Annotated in this window: 18 protein-coding genes and 1 pseudogene; 8 read left to right on the forward strand and 11 right to left on the reverse strand. The window is 44.1% G+C overall.

What is annotated here, in order from left to right; translation table 11 throughout:
• Positions 1–519: 519 nt before the first annotated feature.
• Positions 520–6033, forward strand: coding sequence for an AAA family ATPase (locus tag QUA47_RS00405; protein ID WP_333429267.1), 5514 nt, complete (start codon positions 520–522; stop codon positions 6031–6033).
• Positions 6034–6486: 453 nt separating this feature from the next.
• The gene (locus QUA47_RS00410) at positions 6487–8673 is read left to right on the forward strand and encodes an ATP-binding protein (protein WP_333429268.1); all 2187 of its coding nucleotides are present in this window, start codon (positions 6487–6489) and stop codon (positions 8671–8673) included.
• A 404-nt stretch (positions 8674–9077) separates the two neighbouring features.
• Here QUA47_RS00410 and QUA47_RS00415 read toward each other — a convergent pair whose 3' ends face one another.
• Complete coding sequence (locus tag QUA47_RS00415) at positions 9078–10289, reverse strand: acetate kinase (RefSeq protein ID WP_333429269.1); 1212 nt, start codon at positions 10287–10289, stop codon at positions 9078–9080.
• Positions 10290–10552: 263 nt separating this feature from the next.
• Here QUA47_RS00415 and psaK point away from each other — a divergent pair, with 263 nt between their 5' ends.
• On the forward strand, positions 10553–10813 hold the full coding sequence (gene psaK, locus QUA47_RS00420; protein ID WP_333407587.1) for a photosystem I reaction center subunit PsaK: 261 nt from the start codon (positions 10553–10555) through the stop codon (positions 10811–10813).
• Positions 10814–10853: 40 nt separating this feature from the next.
• On the opposite strand, the gene QUA47_RS00425 is transcribed toward psaK, so the two are convergent.
• Genes QUA47_RS00425 through QUA47_RS00435 form a run of 3 tightly spaced genes read right to left on the reverse strand, consistent with a single transcriptional unit; the run spans position 10854 to position 13211 of the window.
• Entirely contained in the window at positions 10854–11495 is a 642-nt protein-coding gene (locus QUA47_RS00425) for a histidine phosphatase family protein (protein WP_333429270.1), read from the reverse strand.
• A 32-nt stretch (positions 11496–11527) separates the two neighbouring features.
• On the reverse strand, positions 11528–12214 hold the full coding sequence (locus QUA47_RS00430) for a DUF3226 domain-containing protein (RefSeq protein ID WP_333429271.1): 687 nt from the start codon (positions 12212–12214) through the stop codon (positions 11528–11530).
• Positions 12207–13211: an AAA family ATPase gene (locus QUA47_RS00435; RefSeq protein WP_333429272.1), complete on the reverse strand. Its 1005-nt coding sequence runs from the start codon at positions 13209–13211 to the stop codon at positions 12207–12209. Before QUA47_RS00435 ends, QUA47_RS00430 begins: the two co-directional genes overlap by 8 nt.
• Here QUA47_RS00435 and QUA47_RS00440 point away from each other — a divergent pair.
• Together QUA47_RS00440 and QUA47_RS00445 are read left to right on the forward strand one after the other, a co-directional pair.
• Complete coding sequence (locus QUA47_RS00440) at positions 13210–13527, forward strand: DUF433 domain-containing protein (RefSeq protein WP_333429273.1); 318 nt, start codon at positions 13210–13212, stop codon at positions 13525–13527. The genes QUA47_RS00435 and QUA47_RS00440 overlap by 2 nt on opposite strands.
• Before the next feature lie 16 nt (positions 13528–13543).
• Complete coding sequence (locus QUA47_RS00445) at positions 13544–13867, forward strand: hypothetical protein (RefSeq protein ID WP_333429274.1); 324 nt, start codon at positions 13544–13546, stop codon at positions 13865–13867.
• Positions 13868–14016: 149 nt separating this feature from the next.
• Here QUA47_RS00445 and QUA47_RS00450 read toward each other — a convergent pair whose 3' ends face one another.
• From QUA47_RS00450 to QUA47_RS00465, 4 genes are all read right to left on the reverse strand, one after another.
• Positions 14017–16491, reverse strand: coding sequence for a phosphoketolase family protein (locus QUA47_RS00450; protein ID WP_333429275.1), 2475 nt, complete (start codon positions 16489–16491; stop codon positions 14017–14019).
• Positions 16492–16964: 473 nt separating this feature from the next.
• Positions 16965–17399, reverse strand: coding sequence for a hypothetical protein (locus tag QUA47_RS00455; RefSeq protein ID WP_333429276.1), 435 nt, complete (start codon positions 17397–17399; stop codon positions 16965–16967).
• A 7-nt stretch (positions 17400–17406) separates the two neighbouring features.
• Complete coding sequence (locus QUA47_RS00460; protein ID WP_333429277.1) at positions 17407–18696, reverse strand: ATP-binding protein; 1290 nt, start codon at positions 18694–18696, stop codon at positions 17407–17409.
• 536 nt (positions 18697–19232) lie between these two features.
• Positions 19233–19481, reverse strand: coding sequence for a hypothetical protein (locus QUA47_RS00465; protein ID WP_190659166.1), 249 nt, complete (start codon positions 19479–19481; stop codon positions 19233–19235).
• Positions 19482–20022: 541 nt separating this feature from the next.
• Here QUA47_RS00465 and QUA47_RS00470 point away from each other — a divergent pair.
• Genes QUA47_RS00470 through QUA47_RS00480 form a run of 3 tightly spaced genes read left to right on the forward strand, consistent with a single transcriptional unit; the run spans position 20023 to position 21013 of the window.
• Entirely contained in the window at positions 20023–20394 is a 372-nt protein-coding gene (locus tag QUA47_RS00470) for a hypothetical protein (RefSeq protein ID WP_006634749.1), read from the forward strand.
• Between the two features lie 5 nt (positions 20395–20399).
• On the forward strand, positions 20400–20792 hold the full coding sequence (locus tag QUA47_RS00475; protein ID WP_333429278.1) for an HNH endonuclease signature motif containing protein: 393 nt from the start codon (positions 20400–20402) through the stop codon (positions 20790–20792).
• Positions 20762–21013: a hypothetical protein gene (locus QUA47_RS00480; protein ID WP_333429279.1), complete on the forward strand. Its 252-nt coding sequence runs from the start codon at positions 20762–20764 to the stop codon at positions 21011–21013. Before QUA47_RS00475 ends, QUA47_RS00480 begins: the two co-directional genes overlap by 31 nt.
• Positions 21014–21033: 20 nt before the next feature.
• Here QUA47_RS00480 and QUA47_RS00485 read toward each other — a convergent pair.
• The 3 genes and pseudogenes from QUA47_RS00485 to topA all read right to left on the reverse strand — a co-directional run.
• Positions 21034–21246, reverse strand: a pseudogene (locus QUA47_RS00485) (DUF4926 domain-containing protein); the annotation flags it as partial.
• Between the two features lie 163 nt (positions 21247–21409).
• Positions 21410–23380, reverse strand: a complete 1971-nt coding sequence (locus QUA47_RS00490) for an AAA family ATPase (protein ID WP_333429280.1) — start codon at positions 23378–23380, stop codon at positions 21410–21412.
• A gap of 397 nt (positions 23381–23777) precedes the next feature.
• A complete protein-coding gene (topA, locus tag QUA47_RS00495) occupies positions 23778–26504 on the reverse strand; it encodes a type I DNA topoisomerase (RefSeq protein ID WP_333429281.1) in 2727 nt (908 codons plus the stop codon).
• Positions 26505–26661: the final 157 nt, after the last annotated feature.

A 26661-nucleotide genomic window follows, 5' to 3' on the forward strand; every position in this document is an offset into this window, starting at 1 on the left:
GCAACACTTACTTCCCTCAGCGCCTCGACCGCGAATTGCAGTTAAGACTTGCACCGCCCGGTTTTTTTAGCACCCACAATTCCCCCCTTGTCACCGAAAAAATAAATCTTTCAGCACTTGCGTATTTTCACCAGATGTGATGGCGAACGCCTAAAATCAAGCAATTGCTTGGAAGCTGAGATGATTTAGTTGTCAGCGTGGCGATCGAGTATTAGAGTAAATCCTTGCACAACTCCTGTATTTGCGATCTTGTTAACCTAACTGCTGAGGTAACGAAAGCCCCAGCGTGCTTTTGTCAGCAGTAGCTCTTTGCTGTCAAGGCCTGCGTTCCCACACATCCCAAAAGATAGCTCTTGAGCGATAATGAAGAATAACAGAGGATTTACGAAAAGAAACCCGGTTTATACGAAAAAATCTTGGGTTTGTCAACGACTAGCAACGAAGAAACCCGGTTTCTAGCCCGCCGCGCGTAAGTCCTGTAACATTGACCAAGCACACCTAATTTGAGAGAACCCAACTATGATGGCAATTCCCGGCGTTGCAGTTCTCGCTCTCATTTATGAAAGCAGCACTTCCCTGGTTTACCGCGGCCACAACGAGCAGAACAACCAACCTGTTATTATCAAACTTATCAAAGAAGACTATCCGACTCCTGAAGAACTCAATAGATACAAGCGCGAATATGAGATCACTGCCAACTTAAGCCAGTTGGACGGAGTTGTTAAAGTGTATAAGTTGCAACAGGTTAGAAATAGTCTGGCAATGATCTTAGAAGATTTTGGCGGGGAATCTTTAAAGATATTTATGGGTTCCCAAAAATTTACCATTTTAGGATTTCTGACTACGGCTATCAAAGTTGCGGAAACTTTGGGCGAAATTCACGGAAAAAATGTAATTCATAAAGATATAAACCCTTCTAATATAGTTTTTAATCCTGCTACAGGACAAGTAAAACTAATAGACTTTAGTATTTCAACTGCATCCAACCTGGAAAATATTCCGAGTAAAAATCCCAATTTTTTAGAAGGCACTTTAGCCTATATGTCGCCCGAACAAACCGGTAGAATGAACCGGGTAGTCGATTACCGCACCGACTTTTATTCGCTCGGCGTGACCTTCTATGAACTCCTGGCAGGACAACTCCCTTTTCCCACTACAGATCCCATGGAGTTAGTTCACTGTCACATTGCCAAACAGCCAGTACCTCTCGCTGAAATTGCACCAGAAATTCCTCAAACTGTTTCAGATATTGTGATGAAATTGTTAGCAAAAACTCCTGAGGAGCGCTATCAAAGTGCTTGGGGACTAAAAGCAGATTTGGAATCCTGCCTGTTTCAGTGGCAAACATCTGGGGTTGTTTCTGAGTTTCCTCTCGGCCGCCAAGATATTTCCGACAAATTTCAAATACCTCAAAAACTTTACGGCAGACAGCGAGAAGTTGAAACTCTTTTAGCGGCATTTGAACGGGTAGCAGCAACAAATAATCGAGGCTACCGCACCGAAGATTCCCAAATTTCTGTCATCAAAAAAGAGAGCAAATCGAAAAAAGAAAGTCCCTTGTCAGTCCTGGCGAGAGGACAGCATAAATCCCGCAGCGAGATGATGCTGATTGCCGGTTATTCCGGCATTGGCAAATCTGCAATGGTGAAGATTTTAGACAAACCTATTACCCGCAGGCGTGGATATTTTATTTGGGGAAAGTTTGACCAGTATAAGCGGACTATTCCTTACTCGGCCGTTGTCAGCGCTTTTTCGGAATTGGTGCGGCAACTGTTAACTGAAAGTGAGGCTCAATTAGCAGTTTGGCGCGAAAAACTCCGCAGTTCCTTCGGTCAAAACGGACAAATTATTATTGATGTCATTCCCGAAGTTGAACTAATTGTCGGAGCTCAGTCTCCTGTAGCTGAATTGGGGCCGACGGAATCTCTGAACCGCTTTAATTTAGTATTTCAAAATTTCATTCGCGTATTTTGCCAGCCAGAACATCCGCTGGTCATTTTTCTCGACGATTTGCAGTGGGCTGATTCGGCTACTCTCAAGCTGATCGAATTGATGATGACAGATGAAGCTACGCAATATCTGTTTTTAATTGGTGCTTATCGGGATAATGAAGTTAGTCCTACTCATCCTTTAATGATGACAGTGGAGACACTGCGAAATCAGGAAGCTATCATTAATCAGATTGCTTTGTCGCCGCTGGGGGTGGAAAACATAACTCATTTGATTGCGGAGACTTTGCACAGCGATCGAGAATCTGTCAAACCTTTAGCTGAATTGGTAATCAGCAAAACCGACGGGAATCCTTTTTTTGTCAATCAATTCCTGCAAACATTGTATCAGGAAAACCTGCTAGTTTTTCACCCGCCACAATCGGGTAGTAAAGGCGGCTGGCATTGGGATATGACTCAAATTGAACAGTGCGCTATCACTGACAATGTAGTAGATTTGATGGTACAAAAATTGAGAAAACTGCCAAGTTCAACTCAGCAAGTTTTGCGTTTAGTGGCTTGTTTGGGTAACGAATTTGACTTGAATACTCTTTCTTTAATTCATGAAAAAGAAGCCTCGGAAACTTTTTCTCACCTGTTGCCCGCCATTAAGTCGGGATTGATTCTGCCAACTTCGGAATTGGAAAGCAAGTCATTAGATTACGTGCTGTTTCCGCTATTAATTCTGAATTATAAATTTTTGCACGATCGCGTACAGCAAGCAGCTTACGCTCTGATCGACGACTCGCAGAAAAAGGCAGTTCACCTGAAAATAGGCAGGCAAATCCTAGAAAACACCCCGGCGGAATATCGCGCTGACAGAATCTTTGAATTAGTCGATCACTTGAATGTGGCTCGATCGCTAATTAAAGACGATCGAGAATTAATTGAACTGGCAACGCTGAATTTAGACGCCGCCCGCAGAGCCAAAGATGCCACTGCTTATGTTGCTGCCTTGCAGTATTTGACCGCAGGCATGGACGGTTTGAGCGCCGATATTTGGGATGCCCACTACGATTTAGCCTTTGCCTTGCACATGGAGCGGGCAAATGTTGAGTATTTAAACGGTTATTTCGAGAACTCCGAAGAATTTATTAATATAACGTTGGAAAAAGCGCGATCGCCCTTAGAAAAGGTAGAAATTTACAACCTGCTGATCGTGCAGTACACCCTGCGGGCGAAGTACGAAGAAGCCGTTAAAGCCGGAATCCAAGCTTTGGACTTGCTAGGCATTGACTTGCCGCTAGACGGGCTACAAAAAGTCATATCCGAAGAATTTGCAGCCGCAACAAATATTTTAGCAGGTAGAGAAATAGCTTCCCTAATTGACGCCCCCGAAATGACTGTACCCGACAAAAAAGTTGCAGTCAAATTAATTACCAACTTGCTGACATCCGCGTACCTCAAAAATCCCGACTTGTGGAAAGTCAGCGTTTTAAAAGGAGTCAATCTTTCTCTACAATACGGTTTAGTACCCGAAGCCTCTCTTTGCTATGCTGGCTACGGTATGTTCTTAAACGCAGTTTCGGGAGATTACAAAGCTGCGTATCAATTCGGCTTGCTCTCGCTGAATCTCAGCGAAAAATCTGGCAATATCGGCTTGAAATGCAGAGCTTGTTCATCCCTGGTCAGTATTTTTTATTACTGGTTCAACCACATCAAAGATTCCCACGCGATCAGCAATGAAGGATATCAAGCAGCTTTAGAATCAGGAGATTTAGAGTATGCGGGTTATATCCTGTCCAACCGCATAGCTAACTCATTTTTTCAAGGTAAAGAAATCTCGCAAATTCTGGCAGACACGAGCAGATATTTGCAGTTCAGCCAAAAAACCAAAAATCAGCTCGTAACCGATATATTATTAGGGGTAGAGTTGATCCTGCGTAACTTGAGCAAACTAACTCCTGAAAAGTTTGTATTTGAAAGCGAAGATATCAGCGAAGCTGAATACGTACATAACTGTCAAGCTCATCAAAATTTGTACTCGCTCTGCCTTTATCAGATTCGCAAATGCCAGGTAATGTACTGGTACGGCAACTTCAACGAAGCGCTACAACTAGCTTTTGAAGTAGAAAAACAGCTATCTTTTATTACCGGAGCGATACCTGCTACCGAGTGGAATTTTTTCTTTTCTCTAACTTTAGCCGCCGTTTTCCCAAATGTTTCAGAAGACAAGCAAAAGGAATACTTGGAAAAGTTAGAGGAAAACCAAAAACAGATGAAAATTTGGGCAGATAACTGTGCCGAAAATTTTCTGCACAAGTATCTTTTAGTACAAGCAGAAATAGCCAGAATTTCCAAGAAAGATTCAGAAGCTGTAGAACTGTACGATTTCTCTATAAATTTAGCCCAAGATAATGAGTTTGTCCAAAATGAAGCGCTAGCTAATGAACTAGCAGCTAAGTTTTGGTTGAGTAAAGGCAAGTATCAATATGCCAAAATTCACTTGCGCGAAGCTCACTCGTGCTACTTGCGCTGGGGTGCAGTTCGCAAAGTAGAAGATTTAGAACAGAAGTATCCGCAGTTGCGGGAAATGACGCCCCTCAACGGAAGTTTTAACAACAATCAAACTACCACAACTATTCATACTTCTACTGGCAGCGATGCGAGAGTGCTGGATTTGGCAACGGTAATGAAAGCATCTCTGGCGATTTCTAGCGAAATTGTCCTCGATAAGTTGCTGGCTTCTTTGATGAGAATATCCTTAGAAAATGCAGGTGCTCAATTAGGTTTTCTGATTTTAGTTAGAGATGGTCAACTGTTGATTTCAGCTAAAGCGTCAGTATTTGCTGAAGATGTAGCTGTGCTGCAATTTACGCCTGTTGGAGACTATCATGATTTACCTGTGACGGTGATTAATTATGTGGAAAGGACTCGCTCGGATTTGGTGTTGAGCAATGCGGCGGCTGAGGGACTATTCACAGCCGATCCTTACATCGCTAAACACAAACTGCAATCTATTTTGTGTACTCCAATCATCAATCAAGGCAAACTGATCGGCATTCTTTATTTAGAAAACAATTTGACTGTCGGAGCATTTACTCCCCACAGATTGGAAGTTTTAAGGTTGCTTTCTTCCCAAGTGGCTATTTCTTTGGAAAATGCTCTGCTTTACAATTCTGTGGAACAGAAAGTGCAAGAACGGACGCAGGAGTTAAATGAAAAAAACGAGCGTTTAGAACAAACTTTGCGCGAACTTAAATTAACTCAAGCTCAATTAATCCAAACGGAAAAAATGTCGAGTTTGGGGCAAATGGTCGCTGGTGTAGCTCACGAAATTAATAATCCTGTAAGTTTTATCTACGGCAATCTTAATCCGGCTAGCGAATACGTTAAAGACTTGCTAAAATTGATAGAGCTTTACCAGCAGCACTATCCAGAACCTGCTGATGAAATTCTAGAAGAAATAGAAACAATTGAGCTGGAATTTTTGAGCGAGGATTTGCAAAAGCTGCTGGATTCCATGAAAGTAGGAGCGGAAAGAATCCGGGATATTGTGCTAAGCTTGCGGAATTTCTCGCGCCTCGACGAAGCGCAAATGAAGTCGGTAGATATCCATCAAGGCATCGACAGTACGGTGATGTTGCTGCAACCGCGCCTGAGAAAAGAGGGCGGGCGTTTGGGAATTGAGGTGATTAAAAATTACAGCACGCTACCACTAATTACTTGTTATGCGTCTCAGTTGAATCAGGTATTTATGAATATTTTGACAAATGCGATCGATGCTCTCCTCGTCGCAAGAGATGACCCGGAAAACTCTCATCAACAGCCTACGATTACAATTTCTACAGAGGTGACAGACAGGAATTCTGTCATAATTAGAATTGCCGACAGCGGGCCGGGGATGAGCACTGAGGTGCTGCACAAGATATTCGATCCATTTTTTACAACTAAGCCCGTGGGTTCGGGAACTGGTTTGGGATTGTCTATTTCTCACTCGATTGTTGTGAGTTCTCATGGCGGAAAATTGACTTGCGTTTCTGCACCAGGAGAGGGGAGCGAGTTTATTATTGAAATTCCGATCGCCCCCAGGCAAGTTTTGTAACCGGCATCACCATCAACCAACATCCCCAAATCAATTCCAGTTAGCAACCCTTAACAATCCGGCCACGCATTGCGTTTACCTGATATCTTTCACCATTTTCATGAACAGGCTTTCCGGCCTGTTCCACAAAAAATGAATTTCTTGTGGGGTGCGCCCCCGAACCTGTCCATAAAAACCTTATTGAGAATGGTGCAACATCTCAGTTTACTAAACTTTGAATTCGCAATTTTAACTAGCCGAAAACTCTGTAGCAAAGTCGATCGATAGGGTTTTCATAATAGGGCGATCGCCCTTTTGCAGCCACCATGAGGACTGTAGATCACGACGAGGTGGCAATGCTCCGGCAAAGGATAAAAAGTGTCAGATTTTTAATGAAAAAAGTAAATAGTGTGTGTATCTTCACGATCGAACTGTAGATAGTAGATCATACTAAAATAAAAGTAATTTCCGATCATGAATATACGTCACTTCGGCAAAACTAAGGCGATCCCATTGCAGCTCATACTGATCGTGCCATTTGTTTTGCAAATCTGTGGAGCGGTCGGTCTGGTGGGATATTTGTCGTTCAAAAATGGACAAAAAGCGGTAAACGACCTGGCGGATCGGTTGATGGATCGAACCAGCAGTACGGTGAATCAGCATCTGAATGCTTATTTATCTATTCCGCATCAAGTGATTCAGATTAACGCCGATGCGATTCGGATGGGATTGCTGGATGTGCGCGATCGCCAAACCGTCGGTAAGTATTTCTGGCACCAAGTGCAGGCCTATGACCTGACTTACATCGGCATGGGACTGACCACGGGTGAGGGAGTAGGAGCCGGATACTACGACGGCAAAACCGTCGTGATTGATGATTGGAGTCCCAAACCGCCGAATAATGTCACCAGCTATGCCACCGATAACAAAGGCGATCGCACTCACGTCCTGACTATTTATGATTGGAACAACTTCCAAGAACCCTGGTACACCGAGCCCCTGAAAGCAGGTAAACCCATCTGGTCGCGGATCGTCACCATGAATTATCCCAATTATCCCTACATCGCTGCCTCGGCGGGTCGCCCCATCTATGACGCAAATAATCGCTTGCTCGGAATGGTTGGAGTCGATATCCATCTGTTGAAACTGAGCGATTTCTTACGGAATATAGATGTCAGTAGCTCAGGGCAGGTTTTCATCATGGAACGAAATGGGCTGTTGATCGCAAATTCTGCGAAAGAACAACCCTTTACCACCGTCAAAGACGAGATTCGGCGTTTGAAGGCGATCGACAGTGGCAATCCCATAGTGCAGGGAATTGCCAAACAAATCCAGCAACGCTTCAAAGGGTTTCAATCCATTTCTGGAAACACCGATCTGCGACTTGATTTTCAGGGAGAACTCTACTATGTGCAAGTCACTCCCTGGCGCGACCAATATGGATTGGATTGGTTAGTGGTGGTGAGTGTGCCAGAAAGCGAGTTCATGGCACAGATTGATGCCAATACTCGCACCACAATCTTGCTCTGCTTAGCAGCATTGGGGGTAGCTTGTGGGATGGGCGTTCTCACCTCCGGCTGGATTGCGCGTCCGATTCTGCGACTGAATCGGGCGAGTGAGGCAATAACATCTGGCAACTTCGACCAAGCTGTAGAAGACAGCCGTATTAAAGAACTCAACGCCCTTGCCAACTCCTTTAACCACATGGCAACACAACTGCGCGAATCGTTTACCGCCTTAGAAAAAAGTAATGCAGAATTAGAAGACCGGGTGGAAGACCGCACCGGTGAACTCAAAAACGCCCTAAGTGAGTTGCAACGCACCCAATCACAGATAATTCAGAGCGAAAAAATGTCTAGTTTGGGGCAACTGGTTGCGGGAGTCGCCCACGAAATTAACAACCCGGTCAACTTCATCCACGGCAACCTCGTCCATACACAGGAATACGCCCAAGATTTGTTAGGGTTCGTGGAGCTTTATCAACAGCACTATCCTAACCCTGCTGACGAAATTCAAATAGCAGCCGAAGAAATCGACCTGGAGTTCTTGCAAGAAGACCTGCCAAAAATGCTGTCTTCGATGAAAATGGGTACCGATCGCATCCGCCAAATTGTCCTGTCGTTGCGGAACTTTTCGCGGATGGACGAAGCAGACTTTAAACCAGTGGATATCCATGAGGGTATTAACAGCACCCTACTGATTTTGCAACACCGCCTCAAAGATAGACCGGAACGACAGTCTATTAAGGTGATTCAAGACTACGGTTCTCTACCGCTGGTGGAATGCTACGCCGGACAACTCAATCAGGTGTTTATGAATATTCTCACCAATGCGATCGATGCTCTCCTCGTCGCAAGAGATTCCCCAGAAAACTCTCATCAACAGCCTACGATTACAATTTCTACAGAGGTGACTGACAGGAATTCTGCCATAATTAGAATTGCCGACAGCGGGCCAGGGATGAACACTGAGGTGCTGCACAAGATATTCGATCCATTTTTTACAACTAAACCCGTGGGTTCGGGAACGGGTTTGGGATTGTCTATTTCTCACTCGATTGTTGTCAGTTCTCACGGCGGAAAATTGACTTGCGTTTCTGCACCAGGAGAGGGGAGCGAGTTTATTATTGAAATTCCGATCGCCCCCAGGCAAGTTGTGTAATCGGCGCCACCATCAACCGACTTTCCCAAATCAGTTCCAATTAGCAACCCTTAACAATCCGGCCACGCATTGCGCTGACAGGGTGAGAACCCCGTCAGAACACTGATATAATCAAGGACATAGCCGTCATATCCCTCTGAAAAAAGGGAGTTTTTTCCCCAATTATGATTAATCAGCCTAATAATATCGGCTCTTCCGTACTTAGCGTGCCAAATTATTAGTTTTTTGGTGTCCTACACCATAGCTGGCTGGAATTTCAAGGAAATCGCCACTACTTGAGCAAGTTGCTCAACAGCGCAAGCAGATGTAAATAATTTCCAAGCCTTACCTAGCAAGCCTTCAGGATAAATTTAAGTTAACGCCAGCACACTAAGTACGGAAGAGGCGAGAATCCATAAAATAAATTAGTGATAAAGTTTCCAGCATTCTCGCGCAATTTCCCAATCCTCCTGCGTGTGAATGACTAAAACTCTCGCCGCTGAATCCACTGCCGCAATATCTTCATCCACCGGCGACTGTTGATTCTTTTCCCCATCCAATTTCAAACCGATAAATCCAAAAGCTTCGCAAGCTGCAGCCCGCACAACAGCGGAATTTTCCCCAACACCCGCCGTAAAAATCAAAGCATCCAACCCACCCAAACTCGCCAGCATCGCCGCAATTCCAGCGCGCAAACGGTGAATGTAAATATCCAAAGCAAGTTGAGCTCTCTCATTACCTTGGGCGATCGCATCTCCAATCTGTCGCATATCGCTAGATACCCCAGAAATCCCTTTTAAACCAGAATTACGATTGAGAATATTATCTAATTTTTCAGAAGTTAAATCTTCTCGCCTTAACAAATGAATTATAATCCCCGGATCGATCGCACCCGATCGACTTCCCATCATCAAACCATCCAAAGGAGTAAAACCCATCGTCGTGTCAACACTCACGCCCCCGCGAATCGCCGCCAGAGAACATCCGTTGCCCAAATGACAGCTAATCAGCCGCAAATCGGTCAAATCACGGTTGAGAATTTGAGCCGCCCTGCGCGCGCAATATTGATGGCTAATGCCGTGAAAACCGTAGCGGCGAATCCCGTTTTCCCGCCATTCGTAGGGGCCGGGATAAACAAATGCCGCGGGTGGCAATTGTGCGTGAAAAGCTGTATCAAATACTGCTACTTGCGGCACATTTGGGAGGATTTTTTCAAGGGCTTCGATGCCTTCCAAGTTTGCCGGATTGTGTACGGGGGCGAAAACAGATAAACGGGCGATCGCCTCTTTAACATCCGGCGAAATTAACGTACTTTGCTGATAGTCTTGCCCGCCGTGTACGACGCGGTGGCCGACAATATCAATCTCCTTTAAACTATTAATAACTTGAGTTTTACCCTGCCACAGAGTCTCCAGCATTCGAGAAATGGCGGCTTCGCGAGAGTCGGAGGCGAAGTCTTCCTCAAGTGCAGTTCCCGAGGCAGTTTCGACTTTCAACTGAGCCACACCTTCGCGGTGATTCCAGTCAATTTGCGCTTCCCAGAGGGGTTGCGGCGGGCGATCGGGAAGCCTGTCATTTAGTTCGTACAAGCAGCTTTTCTGACTGCTAGAACCTGCGTTTAAAACTAATATTTTCATGGTAATAGATAATAGGTAATTGCTAATTCACTACCCGACGCAATCCGGCCCAAGAAATTGGTTTTTTTACCTTTTCTGCGGGTGGCAACCAAGTATTATGTTAAAAAACCCGGTTTCTGGCTAGCCCTGCGTTCAGGAGGAGAATCTAACATTACGGAATATATCAAAAAATTAAGTATTAATGCAATCTGTAGCTAAGCGTTGCAGTTATTTGATACTTTCATCATCAGATTTTCATTGACTAAAGTATAAGGAGCCGATCGATGTTTACACCAATTTTACTTGCCATTGCCCCCAGAACCGTAGAGTGGAGCCCCACGATCGGTTTAATTATGATTATTTGCAATATTTTAGCTATTGCGATCGGCAAATCTACAATCAAGAATCCTCGCACAGGCCCAGCAATGCCCTCATCCAGTATGTTCGGCGGTTTGAGTTTGGGTGCAGTTGTGGGAACTATGGCCTTTGGTCATATTTTGGGAGCAGGTGCTATTTTAGGATTGTCTAACATAGGCGCGATTTAGTTGCAGAATGGAGGTGCGCTCCCGCACCTTACCCGCAATTTCAAGTACCGGGTAAATTCCGGAGAGTTTCATCCATGTACGATCGATCGCCCAAAACCTCCAGCAGCGGCCCGCGCACGTCAAATTTGACAATACTGACAGAAGCTGCTAAAGCGCCAATGCGATAGCGATAACGTCCCAAATCAATCCCCAAGAGACTGCACAGAATAATTCTAATAGTCGCCTTGTGCGAGACAACCAAAACATTGCCACTCTTGTACTTTTCCTGAATTTCTGCGATAACTAAGGACGATCTGCTAGCAATTTCCACGGAAGTTTCGCCGCCATTCGTCGGTGCATTCCAAGCAGGTTCAGTCAGCCAGTTAATATAATCTTCTTCGTAGTCTTTTTTGACCTCTTCTACTGTTTTGCCTTCCCAATCACCGTAATTAATTTCCCTCAGTCCGTCGTGAAGCTGCATTTCAATTCCCACAGCATCGCACAAAGGTTTTGCAGTAGCAATTGTGCGTTTCATCGGACTGACATAAACAGCCTCCCAGGGCACTTTTGCGTAAGTGGCGGCAAACTGTTCTGCCATTTGAGAACCTGCGGGCGTTAATTCTGGGTCGATAGCGCCGCAGAAACCGCCTGTTTGGCTGTAAGTCGTTTCACCGTGTCGTACAAAGTAGATTCTTAAGCTCATGAGTTAGTTAATTGTGTGTGAATTTTACTATGTTAGCAAAAGAGTGTAAAAAACTCCTTCAAATCATCGAGTGCAGGATTATCCCAATCCCAAATATCTTTTTTGTGTTCCATTACATAATCAAACCCAGACATAGTGCATTTTCGGCCAGCTTGTTGCTGTTCGTTATCTGAGCAAGTATCATACCTGAGATAGATGCTCACCCAGAATTTATCAAAACCTTTCTGGTTAATTTGCTGTCCCTGGCTTTCTATGCAAGTTTTCCAGCTATTCAAACAATCAGCATGAGGTGATTCTCTAGCCTTTATTGCCTTTAAAAGCGTTTCCAGTTCGCCTTTACCTCCAACATTTGTAAAGTAACAAGCCAATTTTGCTTTTGTTCCATTATCTCCACAAATATCGATAAATTGTTTAGTGCTTGACAAAGTTTCAGATTCAAACACATCTTTTATACATTTATTTACCAATTCCAGCCGCTCTTGCTCTGAAGAGTTATCAATATCGATAATAATTCCAATCTTTTCGATATCTCTTTTTTGAAGGTCGGCTTCTAAAGCTTTTAAAGTAGTGATTAACTTTGTTTCGCTCAAGCCTTCCAAACGTTCATAATCATCTATATAAATAGGTTTTTCTATCTGGATTTCGCAGTTAAGAAATTCAACCATTGCTTTCATAAAAATCGCATCATTTTTACTTTCTACTATTACGATATTACTCACCTCTCACTCCTTTTTGATGTTCTAGTGCGTAATTCAAGGTTTCTAAATCGCGCCGGATTCCGATTATTTGATCGGTTTTCGGTTTCTTTGCTAGTTCAAAATAGGCGCTGCTGCATTCCTGATTGAGTTCTAAACCAACATAAGCAAATTCTTGCAGCATCTCTAAACTGTGAGTTGTCGCAAAAATCTGCGTATCCAGTTCAACCGCCAACCGAAATAACACTCTCCAAAACTCCCGCTGACTTGTATAATGTATGCCATTTTCTATCTCATCGATTAGCAAGATTTTGTATTGACTGTTTACCAGTTTAAGGATTATTTCTGCAACTCTGTTAATGGCATCTCCAAACAATGATAAAGGCAAACGCTTTTCGCCTTTCCTTCTCAAGTAGAGCGTCGGTTCCCCAATCGAAAAACTCTCTACTGATTCGATTGTAGGATCGAGAATTTGAAAAGATTTCAAAACTTCGCTATCTTTATCATCCAAACGCGCGTTATCGTATGCTTCTGTGAGTTTTTTTCCCGAAATCCTGAGCCAGGAGGGAATGATTGGTACTTCGTCAAGAGAAATGCCAATATTGCTTAAACTTCGGGCAGCAACCGGTGATAATGACCAAGTAGATTGGTCTTCGTTTCTCATGAACTCAAAATTTATCTTATTTCTAATTGAATTGATTTCTACTTTAATTTCTAATCGATCGGTGTTATTGTTGTCGTCTTTGCCAATAATTACTATAAATCTATCTTTTTTTAGTGCATAAAATAAGTTGTCCCAGGCTCTATCAGGCATAGCTTCTATGGCTTTTGATGGCTCTCTTCTCAGATCTCTTAGGATTACGAGACTGCTAGCATCTGGAGCAAAATTGAGAAAAAGTGCTTCTAGTAATGCTGTTTTGCCAGCATTATTTTTACCCCCGATTAAATTGACTCTTTCAAACCCAGAAATTTTGATTTGCTCAAAGCACCTAAAATTTTGGATTTCTATTTCTTTAAGCATGACCGCCTCTTGTGAATGTACAAATTCTAAACCACCGTTGATTTATGCTAAGATTAATTCTCTCTTAGTTGTTTTACTCGATCCGCAACAAGCAACGATCGCCATGCAGAATGTAGATCTATTTGAAGTCATTGAACGCGATCCAACCAAGGTGAGTGGTGCATGGATATTTCGGGGAACGCGCGTACCGGTTGCCGCCTTTTTCGAGAACTTTAAAGATGGAGCCTCTATTGACCAGTTTCTCGAATGGTTTCCGGGTGTAACTCGCGCCCAAGTTGAGGTATTACTCGATCGCGCCCTAGCCTCGCCTCATTAACGCAGATGGCGCAAGCATGAAGATATTGTTCGACCAAGGTACCCCAGTACCGTTGCGCGGCTCGTTGCTGGATCATAAAGTAGATACTGTTTATGAACGTGGATGGTCAACATTAGCAAATGGCAATCTGCTCGACACAGCCGAACGCGAGGGGTATAATCTGCTGGTCACGACCGATCGCAGATGGCGTTATCAACAAAACCTCACAAGCCGACAAATTACTATTGTGGTTTTGCTGTCTGCATCTTGGCCGCGCATTCAAAGGCGTCAAGACCATATTCGGAACGCCATCGACACTATTGTTCCGGGCGCATACCTAGAAATTGAGATTGCTTGCTGAAGCTTTATTTAACTGATGTCACTCCCTATGATTGTCAAACTGAGGTGAAACCTCGATCTTGCCTAGGTTGTATACTCGCAAAATCGTTAATTTTCTCTGTGGTTGACAATCATAGGGATGAGTAGCTTGTGCTCTACAAGCGATCGCACCTATCCAGGTGCACCCGATCGCACGGTTTGTTCTGCCGTCGCCCCCGGATCAGTCGTTTCCTGCGGCGCTTCCGGCGAAACCGGGCCCGCGTGCGGCCACTTCCAGTCGCGGATTTCCGGCATATCATCGCCGTGCTTGGTGATATACTGCGTGTGCTCGATCAGCTTGTCACGGATAGCTTGTTTGCCGTAAGCTGCTACAGAACCCAGTTTCGGAACGCGATCGAGTACATCTGCAACTAAATGGAATCGATCGAGGTCATTCATCACCACCATATCAAACGGCGTCGTAGTCGTTCCCTCTTCCTTGTAACCCCGAACGTGAATATTCGAGTGATTCGTGCGGCGGTAAGCCAATCGGTGAATCAGCCAAGGATAGCCGTGAAAAGCAAAAATCACCGGCTTATCTATCGTGAACAAAGCATCAAAATCCTTATCAGACAAACCGTGAGGATGTTCGCTAGCAGGCTGAAGAGTCATCAAATCCACCACATTAACCACCCGCACTTTTAAATCCGGATAATCTCGGCGGAGAATGTCAACAGCAGCCAAAGTTTCCAGCGTCGGAACATCACCCGCGCAAGCCATCACCACATCCGGTTCGCCGCCTTTATCATTGCTAGCCCACTCCCAAATACCGATGCCGGCGGTACAGTGTTTAATCGCAGCATCCATATCCAAATACTGCAATGCCGGCTGCTTCCCTGCAATAATCACGTTGACATAGTGGCGACTGCGGAGACAGTGATCCGTTACAGACAGCAAAGTGTTCGCATCCGGCGGCAAATAAATCCGCACCACCTCCGCTTTCTTGTTAATTACGTGGTCGATAAAACCCGGATCTTGGTGAGAAAAACCGTTGTGGTCTTGCCGCCAAACGTGAGAAGTTAGCAGGTAGTTGAGAGAGGCGATCTGTCGGCGCCAAGGAATGTCGTTAGTAGTTTTCAACCACTTGGCGTGTTGGTTGAACATCGAATCGATGATGTGAATAAACGCTTCGTAACAAGAGAAAAAGCCGTGGCGTCCCGTCAGCAAATATCCTTCCAGCCATCCCTGACATAGATGTTCGCTGAGGACTTCCATCACCCGGCCGTCGGGGGAGATGTGGTCGTCTTCGGGCAAAATTTCCCCCGCCCACACCCGGTTCGTCACTTCAAACACCGGATCGAGGCGGTTTGAGGCCGTCTCGTCAGGCCCGACAATGCGGAAGTTGGCGTTTTCCTGATTCAGTTTCATCACCTCTCGCAGGAAGCGGCCGCAAACGCGGGTTGCTTCTGCCATTACAGTGCCCGGTTTTTCCACGTCAACGGCGAACTCTTCAAATTCCGGCATTTTCAAGTCTCGCAGCAGCAGGCCGCCGTTAGCGTGGGGATTTGCCCCCATCCGCCGAGATCCCTTGGGTGCGAGTTCGGCCAATTCGGGAATTAACTTGCCCTTTTCGTCGAAGAGTTCTTCCGGCTTATAGCTTTTCATCCAATCTTCCAGGAGTTGGACGTGTCCCGGCTTAGAAGCCATTTCCGAAAGTGGGACTTGGTGCGATCGCCAATAATCCTCAGTTTTCTTACCGTCAACTTCCTTCGGCCCCGTCCAGCCTTTGGGAGTTTTCATCACAATCATCGGCCACTGGGGACGACCGGAATAGCCTTCCGTCCGGGCTTTTTCCTGAATCGCCTTAATTTCGCCGATCGCCGTATCCATCGTTGCAGCCATCAACTGGTGCATGGTTTCCGGGTCTGAACCTTCCACCCAATAAGGTTTGTAGCCATAACCGACCATCAAACTTTCCAATTCCTCTTGCGGAATGCGGGCCAACAGCGTTGGATTGGCAATTTTGTAGCCGTTCAAGTGCAGAATCGGCAACACGGCCCCGTCCCGAACCGGGTTGAGAAACTTGTTAGAGTGCCAGCTAGCAGCCAGCGGGCCGGTTTCTGCTTCCCCGTCGCCGACAACGGCCGCCACAATCAAATCGGGATTGTCGAAAGCCGCCCCGTAAGCGTGGACGAGGGCGTAGCCGAGTTCGCCGCCTTCGTGAATCGAACCGGGGGTTTCCGGGGCGACGTGGCTGGGGATACCGCCGGGAAAGGAGAACTGTTTGAACAGCCGTTTGATACCCTCTTCATCTTGGGAAATGTTCGAGTAATATTCGGTATAAGTGCCTTCGAGATAGGTGTTGGCGACCAAGCCCGGCCCGCCGTGTCCGGGGCCTGCGATGTAGATGGCGTTGATGTCTTGGGCTTTGATGATGCGGTTGAGGTGAACGTAGATGAAGTTGAGGCCTGGAGTGGTGCCCCAATGTCCGAGGAGTCGGGGTTTGACGTGTTCGAGTTTGAGTGGTTCTTTGAGTAGCGGATTGTCGAAGAGATAGATTTGTCCGACGGATAGGTAGTTTGCGGCCCGCCAGTAGGCGTTCATTTTGTGTAGTTCTGAGTCGGAAAGCGGCTTTAATTGCGGGATCTCGGTTGTTCCTAGCATCATCAGCGATTGACTCCTGAGTTTTGGTTGTTTTGTAATGTGCGATCGAGAAGTGCGATCGATATTAATTTTTTATTTGTGACATTTTGTCTTTAAACTCGATGTCTTCCACACAAACTATTGAATTCTAGCTTGTTTATGCCTCCCTTAAAGTTTAAATCAATGTTAATTTCTGGCTAAATATCGCACAATTGTGAGGGAAAAAAGGCGTAAAATTGCGGGGTTCAAGGAATTCAGCAATGGAAAATAGGATTTACACAAAAGTTTTTGTAGGGTGTGCAGTGCACACCGATCCGTAGTATATGTTGGAAGTGGTGGGATGTGTTGTGGAAGTCCAGAAAAGATATTTCTTAAGGTAGATGTCAGAAGTAATTATAATAAATACGAACTCAAATTTAGTTGAGGCAGGGCGATCGTCCGCTGACTCCTTTTCTGCTAAAGTTTTGTAGGTTCGTCATATCAAAGTTCTCGTTAGTTTAGCTTGTGGACGTACTTAAATCATACTCCTCTTGAATATTCTTGATTCGGAAACTAGCATTAAATTTTTTATTAAACTGACTTTTTAGCTGTTGTATACTTGTTGTGTGTTTTGGCACTCGTGTAGACACGACAAAACATAGCTTCTTAATCTTTTGGGGATTTGCCGAAAGTAAATTAATAGTTGATTCTATTTGTTTAACCGCCTGTGCAATATCGCTTCCTTTCAACTCTACATATATTTCTACTGCATCAGAAGGAATGAGTGCGTAGTCGCAACGCAAAGTCTCATTGTCACTAATAACGCAGCCATCAACCTTAATTATTAATATTTCGTCTTTATTCGGGTTGAGGAACGTTATTTTACTTTTGTTCTCCTGCAAGACAATCTTGGTGTCGGATCTATGTTCCTCACACTCTGGAAGACTTTTCATATACGATTCAAACTAAGTTGAGAAGTTGATCGAATTCAATAGCTAGTTCATCAGAAACAGAATCAATCACTCGCGCATCAATCAACCCAGTATCAGGACACACAATACTATTGCATTTTCCATCGCTCAAAACATAGGCTGAGAGATCGGAAACATCTAAGGATTTGTATCTAGATACAATCTTTTCTAGTTGATGTTGTATATCTTCGCTGGACTCTTCATAAAGAAGCCCAGCCTGGAGCAGATTATTAAGTGCTGTCAGGACATAAGGACTATGGGTAGTTATAAAGAATTGAAGTTGCTTTTTGCGAAAATTAAAGACAGTAGCGATCAACTCGACAATATTACGCTGTGCGCTTGGAAATAAATGCGCTTCCGGCTCCTCAATATACACTGTCTGACCGACAGGAGGGGAAGCTAGTAAAGGTAGTGCAGCTAGCATAATTGTCAGAGGCAATGTTTCCTGTTGACCGGAAGATGAGTTCGCAATACTAATACGTCTTCCATCTGCCACCTCCAGAAAATCTTTGCCTTTTTCCTGTATATGCTTACCACATAAAGACTGCTCTATTAGCCTGTTTATTTCCTCTAGTATATCTTTTGTATATTTATCTTCAACATCAACTTCATATTGTATACCCAAATTTTTTATCCCTTCGTATGTTGAGCCAAACGATCTTAAAAATGGATCTAAGGTATTATTGCTTGACAGAATAGAAAAAATATTGCTCTGAAGATTAGAGAAAAATGAGCGGCCAGCAGGAATAAAAAGCTGATTGAAGGCTGCCTCTCGACCAATGGATCTGCCTAAACTTTCTACTAAGTGATCTTTTAAAATTTTTTGGCTGAAAAGTGAACTATAAATAATATCAAAACTAGGAGCTATTTCCGAGCTTTTCTCTCTTCCTTTTTTTAGTAAATTGCGTAGGTCTGCCAATTCTTTCTTAAAAAAATCTGAATAGCTGAGGGAAATTCTACCTTTGGTATCCTGTTTTCTCCTAACTTCTATAAAAACATTGGAAATTTCATACCTGATGAAAAAATCTTGTTTTCCCCAACAATCTGGAGGAAAATATTCCTCAAACGTCTTGGAATAGTTTGAATCTAGATTGCGTTTTGTCTGCTCATTATTTACAACCGATAAAATTTCCCATACAAAGTTCTTAAAATAAAATAGAAGTTTAGCGCAAACACTTTTACCGCTGGCTTGAGGGCCAATAAGTATATTTATTCGCTTGATTTCAATCTCTAAATCCTTGATGCCAGCAAAGTTTTTAACTATTAATTTTTCAGCCATAATTGAAATCAAGTATGGTAAGGGCTTGTGTCATCTTAACATACCAATTTAAATTTTATGGTTAAAGTGGTCACTTTTGTGTTAATAAACCGAATTAGTCACCCTAGGAAAAACCTCAAACAACTCTCATTAATATCAAGATGGATTTATACGATTTGTACCAAAATACTTTTGGATTACCGCAGTTTTTTCGTGAAAGTCGATCGCCCATATCGCCTTTCTGGTCGCTGAGGAGATTTTAGACCAACGTGCGGTTATGGATAGGGAAAGGAATTACCGAAACCCTAAAATAATACCATTTTTACAAAGTTTGGCTAGAAAATAAGTGTTGGGTTTGTTTACATCGGCTCTCGATCGCACAGGTGTGGATCTGTGAGATTGTCGATATGCTGCGTTAGGGGTTGTTCATCGCGGCGCACCCTACGACTACTTAGCCGATCGCCACAAAGTAAACTCAAGCAATCTCAATCCGAAAATCACTGCATCGGTTTGATTGCTGGCTAGATGCCATCGCCGATATTTCTCGCTGGAAAAACCTAGGAGGCTACTAAAACAGGACTCTCTGAAATCCGGCAAACATTGGACACAGTTGGCTGGTGGGAAACGACTCGCAGTTCGTGAGGATAGCGGGGACGGGGGTCATTTTCTAACCAGATGGGCGGTACCATCATCACTTCATAGTAAGCGATCGTATGCAAAACCCCAGGCTGCGACTTCAACTCCACTGTCAAGCCCGCTCTGTACTCAAATGCTTCTTCCCAGTCTAAGTTTTCATTGATACCCATAGCGATCGCGCCTCTTAATCTTGTTTCTTTTGTCCATTGTAGAGCGCTACATAAAACATTGGGTACTTTCTGTTGCTTGTGATACAATTTGTAACCTTATATATACGTTACCTGACAATTCAACAGAGAAGAGCAATTGTCAATAAGTAAATAGGATGATTTGACCGACGGGTGACAAGTAAGCCCAAAAGCTAGGCTTGACAAGAGTTTGAGTTGATATGTCTCAAAAAAAATAGGGGCGATCGAACCGCGCAGACGTTTATGACACAAAGGAAGAGAACAGAAGAGAATTTTAAGGACGGAAGTACAAACCTATTTTTGCCAGCTTGGCTAATATTTTATAAATAAAGAAAGTCGGTTTTTTTAAGAAAGCGGGTTGCTGGATGAGTGAAAACTAAACTAATTTCACTTGGTTTTCTTCTTGGTCGCAGTCGCCGTCTTTTTAGCAAGCGAGATCCTTCTTCATTTCTTTTGGGCAGATGTCTAATACTCAAAGTAAAATATGGCATAATATAAATATTAGTTTCATAGCTTTGCACCTATGACCGCCCAAATCACCCTAAATCTGCCAGATGAAGTCTATCACCAAGCAGAATTGCTAGCGCTGCAACGCCACCGCACCGTGAGTGAGATTCTAGTAGAAACTCTGGAAAATTTTCTCTTACCAACCGCTAAACCAGTATCAGCACTGTCTGATTCAGAAGTAATCACTCAGACTCAACTCCGGCTGCAACCACTCCAAGAACAACGATTGAGTGAATTGCTAGACCGCCAACAATCCGGTACGATCGCATCTGTAGAACTGGCTGAATTGCAGGCATTAATCCACATATATGAAACTCGACTATTGCGACAAGCTCAAGCCTTAAATGAAGCTGTGCGGCGCGGCTTGCTCGAACCATTGAAAGGATAATCAAAATGGCAATTTCTGAACAAGTTAGAGCCAGAGTTCGCGCACAAGCTCAAAATCGGTGCGGTTATTGCCGCAGTTTACAAATGTATGTCCTGGGAATATTGGAAATTGACCATATTATTCCTAAAGCGATTGGCGGTACTGACGAGGAAGAAAATCTCTGGCTGGCTTGTAGTCTGTGCAATAATTACAAAGGAACCCAAACTGACGCATTAGATCCGGTAACGCAAAAGCACGTTAAGTTGTTTAATCCGCGCACTCAACAATGGTCACAAAATTTTGCTTGGAGTGAAGACGCTACAGAAATTATTGGACTTACAGACTGCGGTCGCGCAACAGTAACAGCAACTACAACTAAACAATCCTATTGCTGTTACTGTCAGGCGTCAGTGGGTTAGTGCTGGATGGCATCCGCCCACAGACATTTCTCCTTAAAAGGTTTGAGAGTCACAAATGGTCGATCGCGCATATCGTCTTTTTGGAAGCTGAGGAGATTTTAGACCAGCGCGAGGTCATTGATAGGGGGTTAGTGCGATCGATCGCACAAACGCGCGTTAAGTTGTTTAATCCGTGCACTCAACAATCATCACAATATTTTGCTGCGAGTGAAGATGCTTAAACCCCACATTTGAATGAATATTAACCTGCTTGTGCCAAAGAACGAACTGTTAAGATTTCATCAGGGCGGAGAACTTCTACAGTAGAGATTGGGACGGCTATGACCGTCAGAGACTCACCAACAGCATTAAATATTTCCAACAGACAGCCCTCTTCACCACCACTAGGATGAGAAACAAAATTAACCAATGTTGCAATATCTCCTGCTTTGAGTTGATATTCTGGTAAGTCAGGGGTTAAAGCAACTTCCTAATATAGCTCTAGGGTCATGTCAATTCTCCTTAAGAGGTTTGAGGGTCACGAACTGAAATTTTCCATCCATCCGTCGTTGTAGCCAAATTGTAACAACAGATAGGTTTATACCATTTATACCAACGAGTTCTCCTAATCGACTTCTTTATGTCTCAACATTATTAATTTCATTAAATAGCGAAATTAAATCTTTAGGAATAAGAGTAGGTATATCATCAACAACCTTCCCCAAAATCTCTAGTTTAAGTTGAGATTGCCGTTGAAATCTTTTCAGTTGTGGAAAAATATCTGTTAATATTTCTTCTAATTCGTGTCCTTGAATCTGAAGAAACCACGAAGGTAAATTAATAACTTGTCCACCAACACATTCACAGGAAATATTCTTTTCCTCTGAAGTCGGGTGGGCAAAGTTCTTAACTTCTTTAACTTTACTGACTATGAAATTAGCTACTACCTGGAGACGAGCATTATCGAGCTTAGCAATATCCACGTATGTTTCATTAGAATTCAAACCTATTTTATCACGTTCAATCCACTTCTCCCGAATTAAAAATGCTCCTAGCAGTAGTGGATCAAAAATATAGTTCTCAATGCTATAACGCTTTCCATGACCAAGGACTTTTACGCGCTCATTGCCATTATTCTTTTTATCCCAGTCAATGATTCCATACACCGTCTGGTTGCCACCCTCGTACAACTTATTAACAACTTCTTCTACTTGATCGCAGTTTCCTTGTCCTGCTACTCCAGATGAAATGAAGTTAAGTGAAATTTCGGGATAACGTAAGTCATTTTTCAGCTTATTATAAATAATTTCATAAAATTGGGCATCATATTGGCTTTCAACGAACACTTGACGACGATTTTTATAGTCAATACTCAGAGTTGGTACTCCAGTCGTGAGAATTGCTAATGCTTTGTCTTTTGTTGTCTTTTGTAACCTTTGTATATCAGTCTTATACATGGCGTATACAGAGGCTTCTGGTGCTAGAGCGACTGTTGAGGGCGAATGTGTGGTCATAATTACTTTGATTCCGTGACGATTCACAAGAACCTCTTGAATAGTATGCAGAAGCGATTGAGTCATGGAAGGATGCAATGGAGCATCAATTTCATCAAAAAGCAAAACTTTTGGATAATCTACAAGCTGACGACTATCCTCTGCATAATAAAGACATAATGCAAATGACATTAAAATTCTTTCTCCAGAAGAGAGGTCGCCAAACTTCACCTGAGTTCCTCTTATTTGATCAATAAGAACTGGTTCATAAGGACGATCTTCATAATATTTTGCTGGTTGGTTAATGCGAAAATCTAGATTAGCAATCTCAAGAATACTATTAACAAAAGTCCAAGGAGCCTCCCCATACTGTTCTATAAATTCTTCATTAGAGAGGAAACTGACAGTATCACCTTCTGAATTTGCCCACTCCTTTAGTCGGTTATTAAGGAAGTTGTGTTTGTACTCTAAAAAAAGTCTGCCGAAGGACTGTTGAAACATATCGATAGGTAGCCAACTTTTAGGAAAATTATCATAAAAATCTGTTTCCTCTAAAGCAAGAATAGAAGTTCGGGTTTTTCCTTGCAATTCACTAATTAATTTTTGTCTATTAACGTCACTTCGCACAAAATTTGTTATCAAATAAGGTTCTATATTGGAGATAATATTCTGAATTGTTTGAAAAATTTGTCTTGATTCATCCGGATTGTCACCTGTCATTATAAACTCATCTTCCGATAAATTAATAAGTTTATGAATATCCATGCTCAAAAGATCAAAACGTTTAAACTGTCGAATAGTCTCTGCAATCTGATTACGATGAACTTGGATTTGTGGGAAAAGTTCATTCCAAAGTCCTTGTCTCTCTTGAGTGATTTGGTAAGAAGCAAAAGCACCGCTATCATTTGGAACAAGATTTGTCCAGTTGAAGAGACGAATTGGTTTTGTTTGATTGGTAGCAGCAATACTATCAATCTGAATACATCCACTATTTATAGCCTCTAGCAAATGTGACTTTCCTGCACCATTTACCCCAGTAATAATCACAAAATCCGGTAGTTCAGTTTCGGGGAAGGAAGAAATTGATTTGTAAGCGTTAATCAATGTGAGTTTCATTTGCAATAAAAACCATATAACTTCAAGATAGAACAGTATTACAGTGAAAAAATACTTATTATTAATTTAGGATTCAAATTAGTATTTAAATCTCAATGTTGGTCTATTTTAAAATGCTTGGTTTCATGGGTGTCCGCACCCTCATGAAACCAGTTTAACGCCTGACATTATCCCAAAGTCTCGCATATTTTGTATCCTGTCAAGTTCGACTCCAGCAAATTATCACAGTTTTCCCCGATCGTAATGCCCTAGTACATTCAAGCCCAATTTTAAGAACTTCAGTCCTTACTACAAACCTCAGCTTGTCAAATAGTTTACCAACAAAGAAACCCGATCGCACTTGGGGCGATTCCCCCCTGCAGACCGGGTTTCTAGATGAGTGAAAACTAAACTAAACTCACGTTGTCTTCTTCTTAGTCGCAGTCGCAGTCGCAGCCTTCTTAGTCGTGGTTTTCTTCGCTGCAGTCGTCGTCTTCTTAGCAGTAGTTTTCTTCGCCGCAGTCTTCTCAGTTGCAGTCTCCGACTTCGCCGCCACAGTCTTAGTAGACTTCTTCGACTTGCTGCTAGATTTACCGCCTCCCGCTGCTTCCTTGGTTGCTAACAATTCCAGTGCTCTTTGTAATGTGAAATTCTCCACAGATTCATCCTTCGACAAAGAAGCATTGATATCGCCGTGTTTCACGTAGGGGCCGTAGCGGCCATCGTAAACATTGATCAATTCTCCCGACTCTGGATGCGCGCCCAATTCCTTTAAAGGTGTGGCTGATTTGCTGCGGCCGCGGGCGGCTTTCGGCTGCGATAATAACTCTAAAGCCCGATCGAGCCCTATAGTCAAAACATCATCCGGCGGTTTGATCGATCGATAATCTTTCCCCACCTTACCCTGGTCATGCACCACATAAGGCCCGTACATCCCCAAATTAGCTTGCACTTTCGCCCCCGTCTCCGGGTGAGTGCCCAACAACCGGGGTAAAGTCAACAAACTCACCGCCATATCCAGCGTCACGCTATCCTTATCCGTCCCCTTCGGTAAAGAAGCCCGCTTCGGTTTCTTGTTCGTTTCCGAAACTTCTCCTAACTGAACGTATGGCCCGTAACTGCCAATCAGCACATAAATCGGTTCCCCGGTTTCCGGGTGAAGACCCAATTTTTCCGGGCCTTCGGTTTTTTGCTTTAACAGAAACTCCACTTGTTCCGGGTCTAAATCTGCCGGCGTCAAATCTTGGGGAATCGATGCTTTTACCAAGCCTTCTTCGCTTTCAGATTCCAGGTATGCGCCGAATTTGCCGATGCAGACTTTAGCAGAAATATTCTCCAGTACCACAGTTCGGGCAACTTTCGCGTCAATCTGACTTTCCTGTTCTTTAACTTGGGTTGCGAGTCCGGTTTCCCCTGTATAAAACTTTTGCAAATACGGCAGCCATTTCGCCTCGCCGGTGGCAATTTCATCGAGGGTTTGTTCCATTCGGGAAGTAAAACCGGTGTCTACTAAATCGGGAAAATGTGTTTCCAATAAAGTCGTGACGGCGAAAGCGGTGAATGTCGGAATTAGGGCGTTAGCTATTAATTTCGCGTATCCGCGATCGACAATTGTACCGATAATACTCGCATAGGTACTCGGACGGCCCACACCTTCGCTTTCGAGCATTTTGACCAGAGAAGCTTCCGTGTAGCGGGCGGGAGGTTGAGTTTCGTGGCCAACTGCCTCTAAATCCTTACAATTAGGTTTATCCCCCACCTTCAGCGCCGGCAAAATCACCTCTTGGTCTTCCAACGCCGCATTCGGATCGTCGGAACCTTCCACGTATGCCCGCAAAAAGCCGGGAAAATCAATGCGTTTGCCGCTGGAACGGAAACCGGCATCTTCTACCTGAGTTAATACAGTGACGTGAGTTTGGCGGGAATCGGCCATTTGAGAAGCGACAGTCCGCTTCCAAATCAAATCGTACAGGCGGAAATCAATCCCATCCAATCCAGTTTGCTGCGGAGTCCGAAAAGTGCTGCCGGCGGGACGGATAGCTTCGTGGGCTTCCTGCGCGCCTTTGCTTTTCGTGGTGTATTTGCGCGGTTGGGGGCTGAGGTATTCGCTGCCGTAAAGTTCTTGCACGCAACTGCGCGCCGCTTCGATCGCCTGTTCGGACAAATGCACCGAATCCGTCCGCATATAGGTGATAAAACCGCGTTCGTAGAGACCTTGGGCAATTCGCATTGTTTCCCGCGCACCCAGCCGCAGCTTACGGTTAGCTTCCTGCTGCAAAGTCGAGGTCGTAAACGGCGGCGAGGGTTTGCGGGTGACTGGCCGTTCTTCGAGATTGGTGACAGTCCAAGGTTTGTTTTGAATGCGTGAGAGTAAAGCCCGCGCCTGTTCTTCGTTCAGCAAAAGTACGCGGCGGCCTGCGATAATTTGCCCGGTATTTTCATCAAAATCGCTGCCGTTTGCAACTTTCACATTGCCGACAGTCACGAGTTTGGCATCAAAGGAAATCTTGCCCTTTTCCAAAAGGGCTTTCAAATCCCAGTAGCTACCTTGGCGAAAAGCGCGGCGTTCGCGTTCCCGGCGCACCAAAAGCCTGACTGCGACTGACTGCACTCTACCGGCGGACAAACCCCAAGCGATTTTTTTCCACAGTAGCGGGGAGAGTGTGTAACCGACGAGTCGATCGAGAATTCGGCGAGTTTCTTGGGCTTGTACTACTCGATTGTCGATATCGCGACAGTGAGTCAAAGCGTCGCGGATAGCTTCGCGGGTGATTTCGTGAAACACCATCCGCTTGATCGGAACTTTGGGTTTGAGGATTTGCAGCAAATGCCAGGAAATGCTTTCGCCTTCCCGGTCTTCGTCAGTGGCTAGAATCAGTTCTGTGGCGTCTTTGAGGGCGTCTTTTAGTTCTTTAACAATTTTCTTTTTATCTTTCGGGATGACGTAGAGGGGTTCAAAGTCTGCTTCCACGTTTACGCCCAGTTGCGCCCATTTTTCTCCTTTAACGGCTTCTGGTATTTCTTCGGCGGAGGATGGTAGGTCGCGGACATGGCCCATCGATGCCTCTACACGGTAGGTGGAGGGCAGGAAGTTGCGGATGGTGCGGGCTTTGGTCGGAGATTCGACGATGACTAAGGTTGACATGGCATCTTTTAAATATGGATGGCAGCGCAGCTAGAGGGTGTAAGTTAGAGAGTTTAGGTCAGATGTCAAGGCTTCTTTCAACTTTGGGCGATTATTTTCAAACTACCTTAATTTTTAAGTTACTGCCGATCGGGTGGCAGGTGACAAGCTGATGGGA

Source organism: Microcoleus sp. MON2_D5, assembly GCF_036701905.1.
GTDB lineage: Bacteria > Cyanobacteriota > Cyanobacteriia > Cyanobacteriales > Microcoleaceae > Microcoleus.